Raw genomic sequence first — 14,924 nt, 5'->3', positions numbered from 1 at the left:
ACCCTATTGTTTCTTGTTAACGGGTTGTATAAATGGATAACCAATCCTCTATAAATAAGTTTTTAGATTTTCTTGGTGATGCTGCGCTTATTGTTGATGAAAACAGTCATATTATGTTTTCAAATCATGCTTGTTGTGCCTTGCTTGGATACTCTAAAAATGAATTTCAGACCATGCAACTGCAAGATTTAATCAAGCACCCAGACATTGAAACACACAGACATAAAGTCGAGCACTTCATTCAAAATCAATCATCGCCCAAAGTCATGAGCGAACGAGCATTGATCTCTTGTTATAAGAAAAATGGCTTACCGATCCAACTACGTATTTCCATTTCTTATTTAGAGTATGCAGAAAAGCCTTGTGCTATCGCTATTATTCACGACTTTTCTAGCATACAAGACACCATTAACGATCTAGAAAACAAACTAAACCGTGAGCCGCTTACAGGCTTATTAAATCAACGTTATCTAGATAAAATTAAAAATAATTATGCTCAGCTTTTTAAAGCCAAATCATTAGGGATTGCATTTTTAGATCTTGATCGTTTTAAACCGATTAACGATCAGTACGGGCATGATGTCGGTGATATTCTGCTGAAAAAAATCGCGCAACGTTTAACCCGATTATTTCCATCAAATGACTATGTCTTTCGTGTCGGCGGAGATGAATTCCTAATTATCTTTGATCTTACCCATTCCTTTGATCCTGTTAGAGAATTAGAAAATACTGCCAATCGTATTTATCAAACTCTCACACAGCCTATTTACATTGCTTTACTTAGCCATCATGTTGATGTGGGTGTTAGTATCGGTTTAGGGCTTTACCCATTAGATCAACACCTACTCCCCGCTTTGATCAGTAAAACAGATGAAGCGATGTATTACGCAAAACAAAACCAACTCCATTTTTCTTTTGTGCACGAATTACAAAAGCTCAAACTCAGCGTTGAAATCTAAACATGCACAGGCCTCAACATAATACGTTGAGGCTTCGTTGTATTGGCGGAGCGGCTGGGCTGGCACACCAGCGGGGCTCTCGACCCCGTGTCGGGTACATCAATGCCATGCCAACAACAGCTTGAATTTTAGATACAAAAAAGCCCCAGCATTTCTGCTGAGGCTTCGTTGATTGGCGGAACGGCTGGGCTGGCACACCAGCGGGGCTCTCGACCCCGTGTCAGGTGCATTAATACCATGCCAACAACAGCTTGAATTTTAGATACAAAAAAGCCCCAGCATTTCTGCTGAAGCTTCGTTGTATTGGCACACCAGCGGGGCTCTCGACCCCCGTGTCAGGTGCATTAATACCATGCCAACAACAGCTTGAATTTTAGATACAAAAAAGCCCCAGCATTTCTGCTGAGGCTTCGTTGTATTGGCGGAACGGCTGGGCTGGCACACCAGCGGGGCTCTCGACCACGTGTCAGGTACATCAATACCATGCCAACAACAGCTTGAATTTTAAATACAAAAAAGCCCCAACATTTCTGCTGAGACTTCGTTGTATTGGCGGAACGGCTGGGCTGGCACACCAGCGGGGCTCTCGACCCCGTGTCGGGTGCATTAATACCATGCCAACAACCAGCTTGAATTTTAGATACAAAAAAGCCCCAGCATTTCTGCTGAGGCTTCGTTGTATTGGCGGAGCGGACGGGACTCGAACCCGCGACCCCCGGCGTGACAGGCCGGTATTCTAACCAACTGAACTACCGCTCCAATTCTTTATGAAACTCGATTTCATCGAATCTCTAGAATATGGCGGAGAGATAGGGATTTGAACCCTAGATACGCTATTAACGTATGCCGGTTTTCAAGACCGGTGCTTTCAACCACTCAGCCATCTCTCCGTAAGTGCGACGGATAATACTGCCTTATTTTCAGCTTGTAAATGCACAACTCATTCAACTGCCTAATAAATAAACGCTTTCTGTAGAATTTTATTCTGGCCTCGTTTTTATCACGATTTTCGAATAAATCTGTCGATCATTTCTACACAGTTAGCATGCATTACTGTTAGTTGTACAAGACAGTGAATGGAATAGCATAAAAAGATACAGCCACTGAATTTGACTGATATATTTTTGAATCAGAAAGGAAGCATCATCATGCCTACTACCGACACACAATTTGATCATTCAGAATTACTATATTCTTTAATCTCACGACAGTCGCTGCTTGCTATTAATCGCGTGCAATATATCGCCTATGCTGCTGCTTTCGCATGTAAAAATGAAGCGGTTCTGCAGCATATCAAACAACAAGTAGGTGAAATTAATCCACTACAGTTACAAGATATAAAACATGCCGTTATGCGTATGGCTATGACAAACAATTACTACATGGCCATTAATACATTGCATCTATCTAACATAAAGCAATCTAATGCATTAGAGCTTACGCCGCTTCATGATCTTGATGTCGTAGATGAAACAGCCTATTACTATGCCTGCATAGCAGCTTGTATGGTCAATCAAGGTTACAGCTGTTTACATGGTCATGTTGAGTTATTACGTTCACTCGATGAGTCCGACGATGCTATCAACGCAGCATTACGTTTAACCGCTTCCATTATTGCCATGGCGCAAGCTAACTTTATTAATCAACAAGATCTCGATTAGAAACCGCAGACGTATTAGCTCTGCGTAATAGCGTTAACAATCAAGTGGAATAAGATCAGAAATAAAAATTATCGAATTAACAGATGTGATTTCTATTGAGCTAGAAACGAAAAAGCCGCTAACTTTCGTCAGCGGCTTTTCTAAATATGGCGGAGAGATAGGGATTTGAACCCTAGATACGCTATTAACGTATGCCGGTTTTCAAGACCGGTGCTTTCAACCACTCAGCCATCTCTCCGTAAGTGCAGCGAATAATACGGTCATCATGGCACAATGTAAATACCCACTTGTTTTAAATGGTTAATTAAACAACAAAAACAGGTAAAACACGGCATAATGATGTGAAAAACGTCAATTTATCGCTTAACAGTTACTCAACTTAAACTTCTGACGATAATTGTTGAAGGTAGCTTTTCATGAATTCAATTCGCTTTAATGCTTCATCTTTTGCTGATGTTGTCTGCATAGTATCGGCTAATCGCAGCAATTTTACGTAAAAGTGATCGATAGTATACGTTGTATCATCTGGTTCACGTGTTTCACAAAACGGATCATCAATACTATACAGTGGACGACCTAACGCTGTACCAACTTGAATACATCGGGTTATACCAATCGCTCCTAATGCATCTAGCCTATCAGCATCTTGAACTATCTTTGCTTCTAAAGTTAATGGCTCGATGTTGGCGCTAAAACTATGAGCAACAATGGCATGATGGATCGCATCATGCTGCATCTGTAGCAATTGTTTCTCAGATAAAAACGCAATGGCTTTATCTGCCGCCAGTAAGGAGGCTTGCTTACGACGAGGATCGTTTTTCGCTACCGATACACAATCGTGTAAATAAGCAGCTGCCATCACCACATCTAACTGAGCCTGTTCTTGTTGGCATAACTGCTTAGCAATTTTAACTACCCGTAAGATATGTGCTTTATCATGAGCGGCATCTGAGCTAGCTTGCTGCTCAACAAATGCCAGTAAGGTTGACTCTAACACGGATTCACATTCCCTATACGTGAGATAAAAGAAAGCCGACATTACGTGTCGGCTTTGCTGATAGTAAGCAATTACGTTCTATTCTTCGTCGTCGAAATCTTCGTCTTCAAACTCAACAACAAAGTTATCTTCTAAGTAATCAACCACACAACCTACCGCCGCCGCTGATACTGAACATGTATTTGGCTCTGCTGCCTCTTGTTTCGATGCTTCAAGCACAGCCAGTGCTGATTGCTCACCATTAAAATCCACATCAAACTTTTTCGCGATTTCACAACTTGTTTGGTACAGCTCATCAGTAAGTACAACATCGCCATAGTACTCACCGTCATCTAAATCAAAATTATCAACCAACTCTTCAATAATGATTTCGTAATATTGTTGGAAATCCATCATGCATAACCTTTATTGCGAATAAAAAGTGCAGAAATTAACGTCAGTAGCCCATTCCTGCTAGATTGTGGCTATAGTTACACGATTTTTCCCTTTCAGAAAGCCATTCAATCAGTTTATTCGCTGACTCAGACCTTGATAGTAGTTTCGCTATCCAGCATTACTAAATTTTCTTACAATGCATCCATCTTTTATGACCACTAGACGACTGGTCTAATTTACTCTATAGTGACGCTATGAACGAAAAAACAAATGATACAAAGCAGCATATTCTTGATGTTGGTTACCAGTTAGTCGTTGCCAAAGGCTTCACTAGTGTCGGTTTATCGCAGTTACTGAATGCTGCTGATGTGCCAAAAGGCTCTTTTTACCATTATTTCAAATCAAAAGAGCAATTTGGTGAAGCGTTGATCCAATACTATTTTCAGTATTATTTACAACGTGTAGCTCATGTTTTACATAATGAACAAGAAACAGGGTTCGAACGCCTTAACCATTATTTCAACCTCTGGATCAAAGTGGAAAATGGTGTTTGCAATGCTAATAAATGCTTAGTAGTAAAGCTAAGTGCTGAAGTATCTGATCTATCAGAGCCAATGCGTGAAGCATTAAAGCAAGGTGCTAATAATGTTGTATCGCTGATTGCAGATACCATTGATGCAGGGTTCAAAGACGGCTCTATTACTGAGTGCGACAGCCAAACCATGGCACAGACCCTTTACCATTTATGGTTAGGGGCAAGTTTACTTAGCAAGCTCAGCCAAGATTTATCTGGCTTAGAGCAAGCATTAGCTACAACAAAAATGCTATTAACAGCAAAATAAAGAACACAACCCGCCATGACTGTTTTGGACTAGGCTAATGGCGGGATTTTTTATAACCAGCAACTAGACGACTGGTCTAATTGTATTTAAGGAGTCATCATGACAACTATCAATCGCCAAGTATTATTAGCTTCTCGTCCAGTTGGAGCACCAAAACCAACGGATTTCACACTTAATCAAACTGAGATCCCGACACCAGCTCAAGGTGAGATCTTACTTAAAACCAAATATCTATCGCTTGATCCTTACATGCGTGGGCGTATGAGCGATAAAAAATCTTATGCCGAGCCTGTAGCAATCGGTGATGTGATGATTGGCGGTACGGTATGCCAAGTAGAACAATCAAATCATCCTGATTATAGCGTTGGTGAGTGGGTATTAGCATTTACTGGCTGGCAAGATTATGCAACGTCAAATGGTGAAGGACTGATCAAACTAGGCATGAATCCAACCCACCCATCCTATGCATTAGGTGTGATGGGGATGCCTGGCTTTACAGCTTATATGGGCTTACTCGACATTGGTCAGCCAAAAGCAGGAGATACCATTGTTGTCGCTGCAGCTACTGGCGCTGTGGGCTCTATGGTTGGACAGATTGGTAAGATCAAAGATTGCCGCGTTGTAGGTATCGCTGGCGGCAAAGAAAAATGTGATTACGCTAAATCTGTTTTAGGTTTCGATGAATGTATCGACCACCACGCTGCTGATTTTGCAGAACAACTTAGCCAAGCCTGTTCAAACGGTATCGATGTTTACTATGAAAATGTGGGGGGCAAAGTCTTTGATGCGGTTCTGCCGCTATTAAATACCGGTGCTCGTATTCCTCTGTGTGGTTTGATCTCTCAATACAATGCGACGTCACTGCCAGAAGGTCCTGATCGCATGAATATGCTAATGGGACAGCTACTTGTTAAGCGTATCAAGATGCAAGGTTTCATTATTTTTGATGATTATGCTCACCGTTACGACGAATTTGCACAAGATATGTCGCAATGGTTGGCAGAAGGAAAAATCCATTACCGTGAAGATTGCGTTGAAGGATTAGAAAATGCACCACAAGCTTTCATCGGCTTACTCGAAGGTAAGAACTTCGGCAAATTAGTGGTTAAAGTCAGCTAACTGTAACAAAAAGGGAATTACTATGATTACTTTGCACCATCTTAATCAATCTCGCTCAAAACGTATAATCTGGTTATTGGAAGAGCTCGGGGTCGAATACAAGATCCAGCCTTATTGCCGTGATAAGGTCACCTTTCTTGCACCACCAGAGTTAAAAAGTGTTCACCCGTTAGGTAAATCACCTGTACTAGAAGATAACGGTATGATCATTACCGAATCTGGTACGATCACTGAGTATCTTATCGATACTTATGGTAATGGTAAGTTTAAACCTGAACGTGGCACGCCTGCTTATATTGATTATATCCAATGGCTTCACTTTGCAGAAAGTTCCGCGATTTTACCGCTACTTTTGAAGATGTTTGTCACGAAAGATGGTGCGAAAATGAATTTCCTTGGCGATTATGCCGACATGGAAACGCAGAAAGTCATGCAATACTTTGATCAACGCTTAGCTGGTAAAACTTACCTTGTTGAAGAGAGATTAACGGGTGCTGATTTCATGATGTCGTTCATTGTTGAAATCCTTAACACCTATGGCATCTTAAGTGATTATCCGAATATCAAACGCTATTTTGAACAGTTAAGCACGCATCAGAGCTATCTAGCTGCACAAGCGCTTGAACAAAAGTATAACGGCGAGTGATCGTCACTCATTAAGCCAAACAAAATAACTTTGTTTGGCTTTTTATTACTGAAACGAGTTATCTAAAATCATTAATTTACAGTGTGAATAGCGATTAAATTTCAGATACAAAAAAGCCCCAGCATTTCTGCTGAGGCTTCGTTGTATTGGCGGAACGGCTGGGCTGGCACACCAGCGGGGCTCTCGACCCCGTGTCAGGGGCTCCAATACAACGCCAACAACAGCTTAAATTCCAAATACAAAAAAGCCCCGTCATTGCTGACGAGGCTTCGTTGTGTTGGCGGAACGGCTGGGCTGGCACCCCAGCGGGGTTCTCGACCCCGTGTCAGGTGCATTAATACCATGCCAACAACAGCTTGAATTTTAGATACAAAAAAGCCCCAGCATTTCTGCTGAGGCTTCGTTGTATTGGCGGAGCGGACGGGACTCGAACCCGCGACCCCCGGCGTGACAGGCCGGTATTCTAACCAACTGAACNCAGCTTGAATTTTAGATACAAAAAAGCCCCAGCATTTCTGCTGAGGCTTCGTTGTATTGGCGGAGCGGACGGGACTCGAACCCGCGACCCCCGGCGTGACAGGCCGGTATTCTAACCAACTGAACTACCGCTCCAATTCTTTATGAAACCCGATTACATCGAATCTCTAGAATATGGCGGAGAGATAGGGATTTGAACCCTAGATACGCTATTAACGTATGCCGGTTTTCAAGACCGGTGCTTTCAACCACTCAGCCATCTCTCCGTAAGTGCGGCGAATAATACGCATAGTTTGTTTGGCTGTAAATAGTTTTATTCTCTTTTTTAATCAAACGCTTATTTGATGTTCCAATTCTTATATTTCATCTATTTTTTCATCATCAAAGCATACTGTTAATCAACTAATCCTTTTTCTAAGGCGTATTTTGCTAGCTCTGCCGTCGAGTGTAGATCTAATTTATGTTTGATATTTTGACGATGGGTTTCAACGGTGCGATAACTAATATCTAATGCTTTAGCTATTTGTTTACTGCTAAGTCCTTGCGCTACGTGTTTTAAAATCCCTTCTTCACGTCGGCTTAATGGATTCACTTCAGGAGCGGCAATGGGAGCAGCAGCTTGAGTAAAAATAGTCTGGCTTGTGGTTTCACAAAAATAGGTGGCTCCTTGATTGACCGTTTTGATCGCTTGCACCATTTTCTCTGCCGAAATTTCTTTCAACATATAGCCCATCGCTCCTACCTGCATCACCTTCATGATGTACTCACGATTATCATGCATGGTCAGCATTAACACTTTCGCATCAGGGTACTGCTTTTTTATCTGTGCGGTGGCATCAATACCATTCATGATCGGCATACTGATATCCATTAATATCACATCGGGATCAAGCTGGCTGATCACCTCTAATGCTTCGATACCATTACTCGCTGTACCTATCACATCAATATCAGGCTCTAATTGTAATCGTGCCATAAAGCCATCAATCACTACTTGGTGATCATCGACAATGACAACCTTAATCGTTTGTTCCGTCATAGACTAAGCCATCCAAATTTAATAATACGGTAAGCTCGGTACCAAATCCCTGCTCACTACTAAGTTCAAACTCACCGCCAATAAACTCCACTCGCTCACGCATATTGCGCAAACCAATTCCTTTTTGTTGATTCTTATTCTGGCTATCGAAGCCTTTACCATTATCACGAATGATCAACTGTAATAAGTTACCCATTTGTTTTAAATGCACTTCCACTTTGGTGGCTTCTGCATGTTTGACTATGTTATTGAGCGATTCCTGCACCACACGATACAAAGTAGTTGCGACATCTGAATCTAAGCGTCCTGCTTGAGTATCAAACAAGGTATCCACCTGGGTGCCTGAGTGAGATTGATAATCTTGCAATAATGTCGTTAATGCCGCCTCTAAACCTATGTCATCCAATGCACTTGGTCTTAGCTTATGGGAAATATGTCGTACTTCATTAATCGCTAAGGTAAGGGAATACATTGATTTATTTAGGTAATCGACAAACTTACTGTCAATTGATTGAATACTGAGCAGTTCTAAATGACATTTACTGGAAACCAATAACTGATTGATCCCGTCATGAAGTTCACGGGCTAAATGCTTTTTCTCTGCTTCTTGAAACATCACAGTTTTATGGGCTAGCTCTTTTAAGTTCCTGTCAGCCAAGCGATGTTCATGTAAGTTAATTGCTAAGGTAATAACGATGATCACCGCAACGGTCACCGTTAATATCACCACAATAGAGAAGAAAATGGTGTCGATATTATGGTTAATCGCTTGCTGCATCATATCAACGTCTTCACTGACATCTTCAATATATAGCCCCGTTCCAATCATCCATTCCCATTTATCTAACCACTCGGAATAACTGAGCTTATTAACGGTGGCGCCTGTCGATGGTTTTTGCCACAAATACTGGTGATAACCGCCTCCACTTTGTGCTTGTGATAACAGTGAAGCGATTAAATAATCCCCTTGCTGATCTTGAATGTTAATCAGGTTCTGGCCGATAAGTTCAGGCATGATCGGATGGACGAGATTGACCCCGTTTTTATCATAAACAAAGAAGTAGCCATCAGTGCCATAACGCAAGTTAGTGAGGATTTTTTTAACACGCTGCTGAGCATCTGAAATATCTAAATTTGGATCATGATAAATATGGGCAATAGCATCCAGTGCAAGATCGACACTGTCTTTTAATGCTGCTTCTTTTGCGTTAATCAAGCTGTCACGAAATACGGTAACTTCTTTTTGCCCTAGGGTTTTCGCTTGATAAATAGAGATCCAACTAATACTGGCAGTAACGATTAATAAAGGCAGCAATGTCAGTAATATTAACTTTGCTTTTAATGGCATTGTCACCTCTCAAACAACAAAAAAGCTGATGTTTTACCACCAGCTTATATTAACAATTTGTTATCAAGTTTTACTTTTATAGATCACATTATCAGTATTAACCCATGCCATAGAATCCGGGGAATACCAATATGGAAGCAAGTACTGCTATTTGAATGGCGATAAATGGCATTACACCACGGTAAATATCTCGCGTCGTGACGCCAGCAGGCGCAACCCCTTTAAGGTAAAACAAACTAAAACCAAATGGTGGGGTTAAAAAAGAGGTTTGCAGGTTCATAGCAATTAAAATCGCAAACCACGTCATGTTGATACCCATCATTTCCGCAACAGGGGCGAGAATAGGCACGATAATGAAACAGATCTCAACAAAATCGATAAAGAAACCTAAGATCAAAATCACTAACATGGTGATGATCAAAAAGCCCCATTTCTCGCCCGGTAATGCCATCATCCATTCTTCAACCAGATAATCACCTCCGGTATAGGTAAATGCCATCGAGAATGCAGTTGCCCCGAGCAAAATAGCGAACACCATCGCTGTTACTTTGACGGTTTCTTTCGCCGCTTGGTAGATCATGTTCCAGCTAAAGGCACGGTACATCACAGCAAGCACGATCGCGCCAAAACCGCCTAATGCTGCTGATTCCGTTGGTGTTGCAATACCTGCGAAAATAGAACCTAACACCACAACGATGAGTGCCAATGGGGGTACTACCGCTTTCAATGCATCGAACACTTCTTTTGAACGACTCACACTGGCATCACGTTCAATCGGTTGTGCCGCTTCTGGATTAAGCTTGGCGTAGATTAAAATATAAAGAATGTAAGCTCCGACTAACACAAAGCCCGGCCATAATGCGGCTTGGAACAAGTCTCCAACCGGCACACCTAAAACATCGCCCAATAGGATCAACACAATTGACGGTGGGATGATTTGCCCTAATGTACCAGACGCACAAATGGTGCCGCAGGCAAGCCCTTTATCGTAGTTGTATTTCAACATGACAGGCAGAGATATTAACCCCATCGCTACCACTGATGCCCCAACGACACCTGTGGATGCGGCAAGCAATGCTCCAACTAAGACAGTTGAAATGGCAATACCACCACGAACGCCACCAAATAAACGTCCCATAGATTCTAATAACTGTTCGGCAAGACGTGTTTTTTGTAACACTAACCCCATAAACACGAATAGCGGTACTGCCATTAATACCGTATTTTCCATAATTGACTGAATGCGGTACGGCATAAACGCAAACATATCAAACCCTTCAGCCCACACGCCAAAAATTAAGGCAATACCACCAAAGGTAAAGGCGACAGGAAAGCCTAACAAGAGCGCAAACAAGGCGACAAAAAACATCACTATTCCGATCATTGACGTATTCCTTTACTGATCTTGTTTAGATAGAGAGGCTTGGGGATTAACCAAGGTATTAAGAGAATGAACAATAAGTCCAAGTCCACTCACAGCCATTAAACCGAAAGATAATGGGATCATGGCTTTGATAATCCAGCGATAAGCCAGCCCACCGGGATCGCCTGATGTTTCGCCTAACTCATAACTTTCTTTTGCAAAATCAATACCATAGCAAGCAACAAGTAAGCAGAAAGGCAATAACAAAAACACAGTACCAAGAATATCAATAATGGCTTGGGTCTTGCGGGAAAGGCGCTCAAAGAACACGTCTACTCGTACATGTCCTGAAGCACGAATGGCATAAGGCACACCTAATAAAAAAACGGCAGAAAACAAATGCCATTCCATTTCTTGAAAGGCGATAGAAACATCGTTAAAAACGTATCGCATAACAACGTCATACACGACATTGAGCAATAATAGTAAAAATAAAATACTGGCTAACCAGCCAAGGGCATCACCAATGCGATTGAACAATCGCTCCAGTGTAATGAGACTTTTCATTCCTTACTCCATGGAAGCCCTGCCTCAGTACATATAATGGCGACCCGATATACGTAAAAGGCAGGGAAATGACTCAGTGTGTTAAGACAGATTTATTGTGCTTGGCTATTGAGATAAGCACGGTGTGAAATGTTGGTCCAAGAACGTACTTGTTTTAAGTAATCCGCTTGAGATTGTTGGATCGCTTTGGCTTGCTCATCTTTTTCTGCATGTTGGGCAAGCAGTCTATCATTGGCGTCACGTAGCGCTTTTAATACCGCAGGTGGGAAGTCTTTGACTTTGATATCAGGGTACGTTTCTTGAATGGTTGACCAGTTTTTACCACTCGCGTGTGTTGCTTGGGTATACATATCATAAGCAGCCGTACGCATCGCTACGCGTAAGATCTCTTGTAAGTCTTCAGGCAAACGTTCAAAAGTACGCTTGTTGACAAGAAATTGCAGCTCAGAACCCGGCTCATGCCAACCTGTGTAGTAATAAGGGGCAATTTTGTGGAAACCCATGCGTAAATCGAGCGATGGCCCTACCCACTCAAGAGCATCAATGGTGTTACGCTCTAATGATGTATAAAGCTCACCCGGCGCAATATTGGTTGGCTTTGCGCCCACTTCCGCTAAGATCTCACCAGCGAAACCCGGAATACGCATTTTCAACCCTTTCAAATCATCAACAGTATTAATTTCTTTTTGAAACCAACCACCCATTTGAATATCGGAATTACCACCTGGGAATGAAAGCAAATTATGTGGTGCGTACACTTGCTCCATGAGCTCCATGCCGCCACCGTGATAGAACCATGCATACTGCTCTGCTGGCGTCATACCAAATGGCATTGACGTAAAGTAAAGCGTATTCGGCACTTTACCTTTCCAGTAGTACGAGCCTGAGTGCCCCATATCGTACTGACCCGATTTCACCATATCGAAAATACCCAATGGTGCTTTGTGCTTATTCGCAGAATCAATACGGATCTGTAAACGACCATTCGACATTTTCTCTGCCATTGCTGCCATGTTCTTCGTCGCATCACCAAAAATCGGGAAGTTAGGCCCCCATGTTTCGGCCAATTTTAAACGGTATACTTTCTCTGCGGCATACGCTGAAGTAGAAAGCATTGCTGCGCACCCTAACGCAACAATCAGGCTTTTCTTCACCACTCGCTTTACAGCACTATGAATAATGTTCATTCACTCATCCTTGCTTTCAATGATTGGGGATAGATTAGATTCAAAGTAACTGTGACCTAACCACCCAAAAGAAAAAATGAGCATGACTACGGAGTGATGTTAAAAATCGTTAAATTTTTAACTAACTTTTTATACGTATAACTACGTAGATAGTTAAATTTCTCTTATTAAATAGCGATGTTATTGTCTCGCACTTACTACGCATAAATACTTATTTAACTAACTTATTGATATAACAATCCAATATTTCTTTTTGTGACGTGGATTTATTTTACCCACTAAAAAACACTCGAATTAAAAGAAAATATAAAGCCTTACCAATGTCATGGAAATGACAACTATGGTAGGATTGCGCGCGCTTACCTATCGCGTAAGTTAATAATGTTGCTATATCGTTAAACATTAGAACCAAACACTATTATATTGCCTTGAATTTCAATGGCATCATTGAGAGATATTCACATTGGTTGATCTATTAAAAGAAGTATTAGGTTGGACATCCGTTGTCTTATATATCCTACTTACGATTTTCAACAGCATGAAATTCACCCGTTATGCAGCTTTTGCATCAGCAACAAATGATACTGTTTGGTCTATTCTGATGGGATGGTGGCCAAAAGTGATTTTGAACCTATCAGTGAATGCAATTAACGCTTACCGTTATGTAAAAGACTTTACTAAAACAGGCAAAGTTGTTGTTAACACCCTTGCCGCTATCATGGCAACAGCGATTTTATACATCACTTACATTGCGATCAGTGCGTTTATTGCCGAGCCAACCCTTACTGTGGCGCTCCAGTATGGTGACTTAATCATTATTGTGGCAGCGCTTTACATGACATCATTGAAAAACTACCGCATGTTAATGTTGCTATCAGGCTTTGTTGGCATGGCGGGTTACTTTGGTAATCCACAAATGATGATCATTAAAGCATTAGTTATTGCAATCATGAGTTACAAATTGTACTCAACGCGCCACCAGACAGAAGCGCAACAACTGGCTGAGAACCACTAATAAATAAAGCATTTTTAAATATTTAATCAACGGCAGAATAATTTTTATTCTGCCGTTTTTTTATTGATACACACCTTACCCCTCCTGCCTCGATATATTCACCAATCTCATGATTTTAAAATTTAGGGTTTACAAAATTATATAGGATGGTATTCTTTAAATTATACAGTACATCATACCTTAAAGAGACATATATGACTTCGTGGATGAAAAGAGTGATCACATGTAGTGACTTTAACGGCGGTCGCTTTGAAGTAACTGTGGTATTTCCACCTGAATTTCAGGAGTACGTGGAGATAGAAACAGCCGCTATTCATTCCCAATACATCTCTTTAGAAAGCTTTAAAAAAGATGTACTACCGATCATTTGTAATAACGAGGGACGCTTAGTTAATAGTGCTTATATTGATAGCCAAAATAATAAAACAAGCTACTTAAACGGTACTGTTAATACCTATTAATTCACATTCAACGTGTTGGTGACGAAATGAATAAAAAATACTTAGCTTTAGTTGGATTGCTTTTCACTTTTTCTGGTAATACTCACGCTGATAGTTTCAATGACCGACGCCAAGAAATACGTCAAGATCATCGCCAAGATAACCGTGTTGAGCGTCGTGTTGATAATCGTATGGATCGTCGTTGGGACAAGCGATATTGGGGCAAACCAGCGTTTTATCGTGCTAATGCGCAATGGTATCGTTGGAAACACCCTCTGGCGTCAGCAGTAGCTTTTAGTATTTTCGTCAATGAATTAGGCACACTACAAAACGAAAAAGGACAGGATGTGATTGTGGTGGGTAATGGCGGAAAAGTAAAAGAAACCTACGTAAGTAAAGATAATCAAGTCATCATCGTGACTTACTAACACCTAAAAATATTAAGAGGCAGCGCCCATGCCTGCCTCTTTATTTTTTAAGCGAAGAATAAAACGAAACATAGCTCAACCTTAATCAATAATTGAAAAATGCCCAATTTGTTGATTCTTGCTATCAGTGATGATGCCTTTCTCTGTTGCTTCACAATAAGTGAAATTCAAATCCAAGCTATCCACCTTGCCATTAATTAATACATGTCGACGCAGCACATCGCCATTTAATTGATGGATCGGTGCATTCCAAGACACATCGTTAACATTAAAATTAATAATCATAAATTACCTCTGTATAAATAACGTAATATAAAGACACTGACAATAACGATATAAATATCTTGCCGTGTTAATTGCAAATGAATTTTTGATGAAGAGCAGCGAAGGTAGTTGAAAGTATTTTCTAAATAAATTATTAAACAACAATGTTCAATAACCTTTTTAATCATTACATTTAT

The 14,924-nt window shown here is 41.0% G+C and carries 16 protein-coding genes and 5 tRNA genes; 8 read left to right on the top strand and 13 right to left on the bottom strand.

Going from position 1 to position 14,924, the window contains the following annotated elements; all coding sequences use genetic code 11:
- Positions 1–32 precede the first annotated feature (32 nt).
- Positions 33–959 (top strand): sensor domain-containing diguanylate cyclase, encoded by a 927-nt coding sequence (locus E5A76_RS01975; protein WP_161117949.1) that lies wholly within the window; start codon positions 33–35, stop codon positions 957–959.
- 682 nt (positions 960–1,641) lie between these two features.
- Here the strand turns inward: E5A76_RS01975 and E5A76_RS01970 are convergent.
- A tRNA-Asp gene (locus E5A76_RS01970) sits at positions 1,642–1,718 on the bottom strand.
- A gap of 40 nt (positions 1,719–1,758) precedes the next feature.
- A tRNA-Ser gene (locus E5A76_RS01965) sits at positions 1,759–1,849 on the bottom strand.
- Positions 1,850–2,107: 258 nt separating this feature from the next.
- Between E5A76_RS01965 and E5A76_RS01960 the strand changes: the two genes are divergently transcribed.
- Positions 2,108–2,620: a hypothetical protein gene (locus E5A76_RS01960; protein ID WP_161117948.1), complete on the top strand. Its 513-nt coding sequence runs from the start codon at positions 2,108–2,110 to the stop codon at positions 2,618–2,620.
- A gap of 147 nt (positions 2,621–2,767) precedes the next feature.
- On the opposite strand, the gene E5A76_RS01955 is transcribed toward E5A76_RS01960, so the two are convergent.
- The 3 genes from E5A76_RS01955 to E5A76_RS01945 all read right to left on the bottom strand — a co-directional run bounded on the left by E5A76_RS01955 (position 2,768) and on the right by E5A76_RS01945 (position 4,013).
- Positions 2,768–2,858: transfer RNA gene (locus E5A76_RS01955), tRNA-Ser, on the bottom strand.
- A gap of 141 nt (positions 2,859–2,999) precedes the next feature.
- On the bottom strand, positions 3,000–3,659 hold the full coding sequence (locus E5A76_RS01950; protein ID WP_161117947.1) for an HD domain-containing protein: 660 nt from the start codon (positions 3,657–3,659) through the stop codon (positions 3,000–3,002).
- Positions 3,660–3,695: 36 nt separating this feature from the next.
- On the bottom strand, positions 3,696–4,013 hold the full coding sequence (locus E5A76_RS01945) for a hypothetical protein (RefSeq protein ID WP_237458743.1): 318 nt from the start codon (positions 4,011–4,013) through the stop codon (positions 3,696–3,698).
- Between the two features lie 233 nt (positions 4,014–4,246).
- On the opposite strand from E5A76_RS01945, the gene E5A76_RS01940 reads away from it, so the two are divergent.
- From E5A76_RS01940 to E5A76_RS01930, 3 genes are all read left to right on the top strand, one after another.
- Positions 4,247–4,834, top strand: coding sequence for a TetR/AcrR family transcriptional regulator (locus E5A76_RS01940; RefSeq protein ID WP_161117946.1), 588 nt, complete (start codon positions 4,247–4,249; stop codon positions 4,832–4,834).
- A gap of 99 nt (positions 4,835–4,933) precedes the next feature.
- The gene (locus E5A76_RS01935) at positions 4,934–5,953 is read left to right on the top strand and encodes an NADP-dependent oxidoreductase (RefSeq protein ID WP_161117945.1); all 1,020 of its coding nucleotides are present in this window, start codon (positions 4,934–4,936) and stop codon (positions 5,951–5,953) included.
- A 22-nt stretch (positions 5,954–5,975) separates the two neighbouring features.
- Complete coding sequence (locus E5A76_RS01930) at positions 5,976–6,599, top strand: glutathione S-transferase family protein (protein WP_161117944.1); 624 nt, start codon at positions 5,976–5,978, stop codon at positions 6,597–6,599.
- A 535-nt stretch (positions 6,600–7,134) separates the two neighbouring features.
- Here E5A76_RS01930 and E5A76_RS01925 read toward each other — a convergent pair.
- The 7 genes from E5A76_RS01925 to E5A76_RS01895 all read right to left on the bottom strand — a co-directional run bounded on the left by E5A76_RS01925 (position 7,135) and on the right by E5A76_RS01895 (position 12,580).
- A tRNA-Asp gene (locus E5A76_RS01925) sits at positions 7,135–7,211 on the bottom strand.
- Positions 7,212–7,251: 40 nt separating this feature from the next.
- Positions 7,252–7,342, bottom strand: a tRNA-Ser gene (locus E5A76_RS01920).
- A gap of 128 nt (positions 7,343–7,470) precedes the next feature.
- Positions 7,471–8,115, bottom strand: coding sequence for a response regulator transcription factor (locus E5A76_RS01915; protein WP_144447138.1), 645 nt, complete (start codon positions 8,113–8,115; stop codon positions 7,471–7,473).
- The gene (locus E5A76_RS01910; RefSeq protein ID WP_161117943.1) at positions 8,096–9,463 is read right to left on the bottom strand and encodes a cache domain-containing protein; all 1,368 of its coding nucleotides are present in this window, start codon (positions 9,461–9,463) and stop codon (positions 8,096–8,098) included. The genes E5A76_RS01915 and E5A76_RS01910 overlap by 20 nt, the downstream gene beginning before the upstream one ends.
- Before the next feature lie 97 nt (positions 9,464–9,560).
- A complete protein-coding gene (locus E5A76_RS01905; RefSeq protein ID WP_161117942.1) occupies positions 9,561–10,847 on the bottom strand; it encodes a TRAP transporter large permease in 1,287 nt (428 codons plus the stop codon).
- Positions 10,848–10,859: 12 nt separating this feature from the next.
- Positions 10,860–11,393, bottom strand: a complete 534-nt coding sequence (locus E5A76_RS01900) for a TRAP transporter small permease subunit (RefSeq protein WP_161117941.1) — start codon at positions 11,391–11,393, stop codon at positions 10,860–10,862.
- Between the two features lie 92 nt (positions 11,394–11,485).
- Entirely contained in the window at positions 11,486–12,580 is a 1,095-nt protein-coding gene (locus E5A76_RS01895; RefSeq protein WP_161117940.1) for a TRAP transporter substrate-binding protein, read from the bottom strand.
- Between the two features lie 463 nt (positions 12,581–13,043).
- Here E5A76_RS01895 and E5A76_RS01890 point away from each other — a divergent pair, with 463 nt between their 5' ends.
- From E5A76_RS01890 to E5A76_RS01880, 3 genes are all read left to right on the top strand, one after another.
- Complete coding sequence (locus tag E5A76_RS01890) at positions 13,044–13,595, top strand: hypothetical protein (RefSeq protein ID WP_161117939.1); 552 nt, start codon at positions 13,044–13,046, stop codon at positions 13,593–13,595.
- Positions 13,596–13,789: 194 nt separating this feature from the next.
- The gene (locus E5A76_RS01885) at positions 13,790–14,056 is read left to right on the top strand and encodes a hypothetical protein (RefSeq protein ID WP_107166096.1); all 267 of its coding nucleotides are present in this window, start codon (positions 13,790–13,792) and stop codon (positions 14,054–14,056) included.
- A 26-nt stretch (positions 14,057–14,082) separates the two neighbouring features.
- Positions 14,083–14,463: a hypothetical protein gene (locus E5A76_RS01880; protein ID WP_107166097.1), complete on the top strand. Its 381-nt coding sequence runs from the start codon at positions 14,083–14,085 to the stop codon at positions 14,461–14,463.
- Between the two features lie 81 nt (positions 14,464–14,544).
- Here E5A76_RS01880 and E5A76_RS01875 read toward each other — a convergent pair whose 3' ends face one another.
- Positions 14,545–14,748 (bottom strand): hypothetical protein, encoded by a 204-nt coding sequence (locus E5A76_RS01875; protein WP_107166098.1) that lies wholly within the window; start codon positions 14,746–14,748, stop codon positions 14,545–14,547.
- Positions 14,749–14,924 lie beyond the last annotated feature (176 nt).

The organism is Photobacterium lucens, from assembly GCF_009873615.1.
Lineage (GTDB): Bacteria > Pseudomonadota > Gammaproteobacteria > Enterobacterales > Vibrionaceae > Photobacterium > Photobacterium lucens.
Note: the sequence above shows the minus strand (reverse complement) of the source record. Positions and strands in the feature narration are given on the sequence as shown.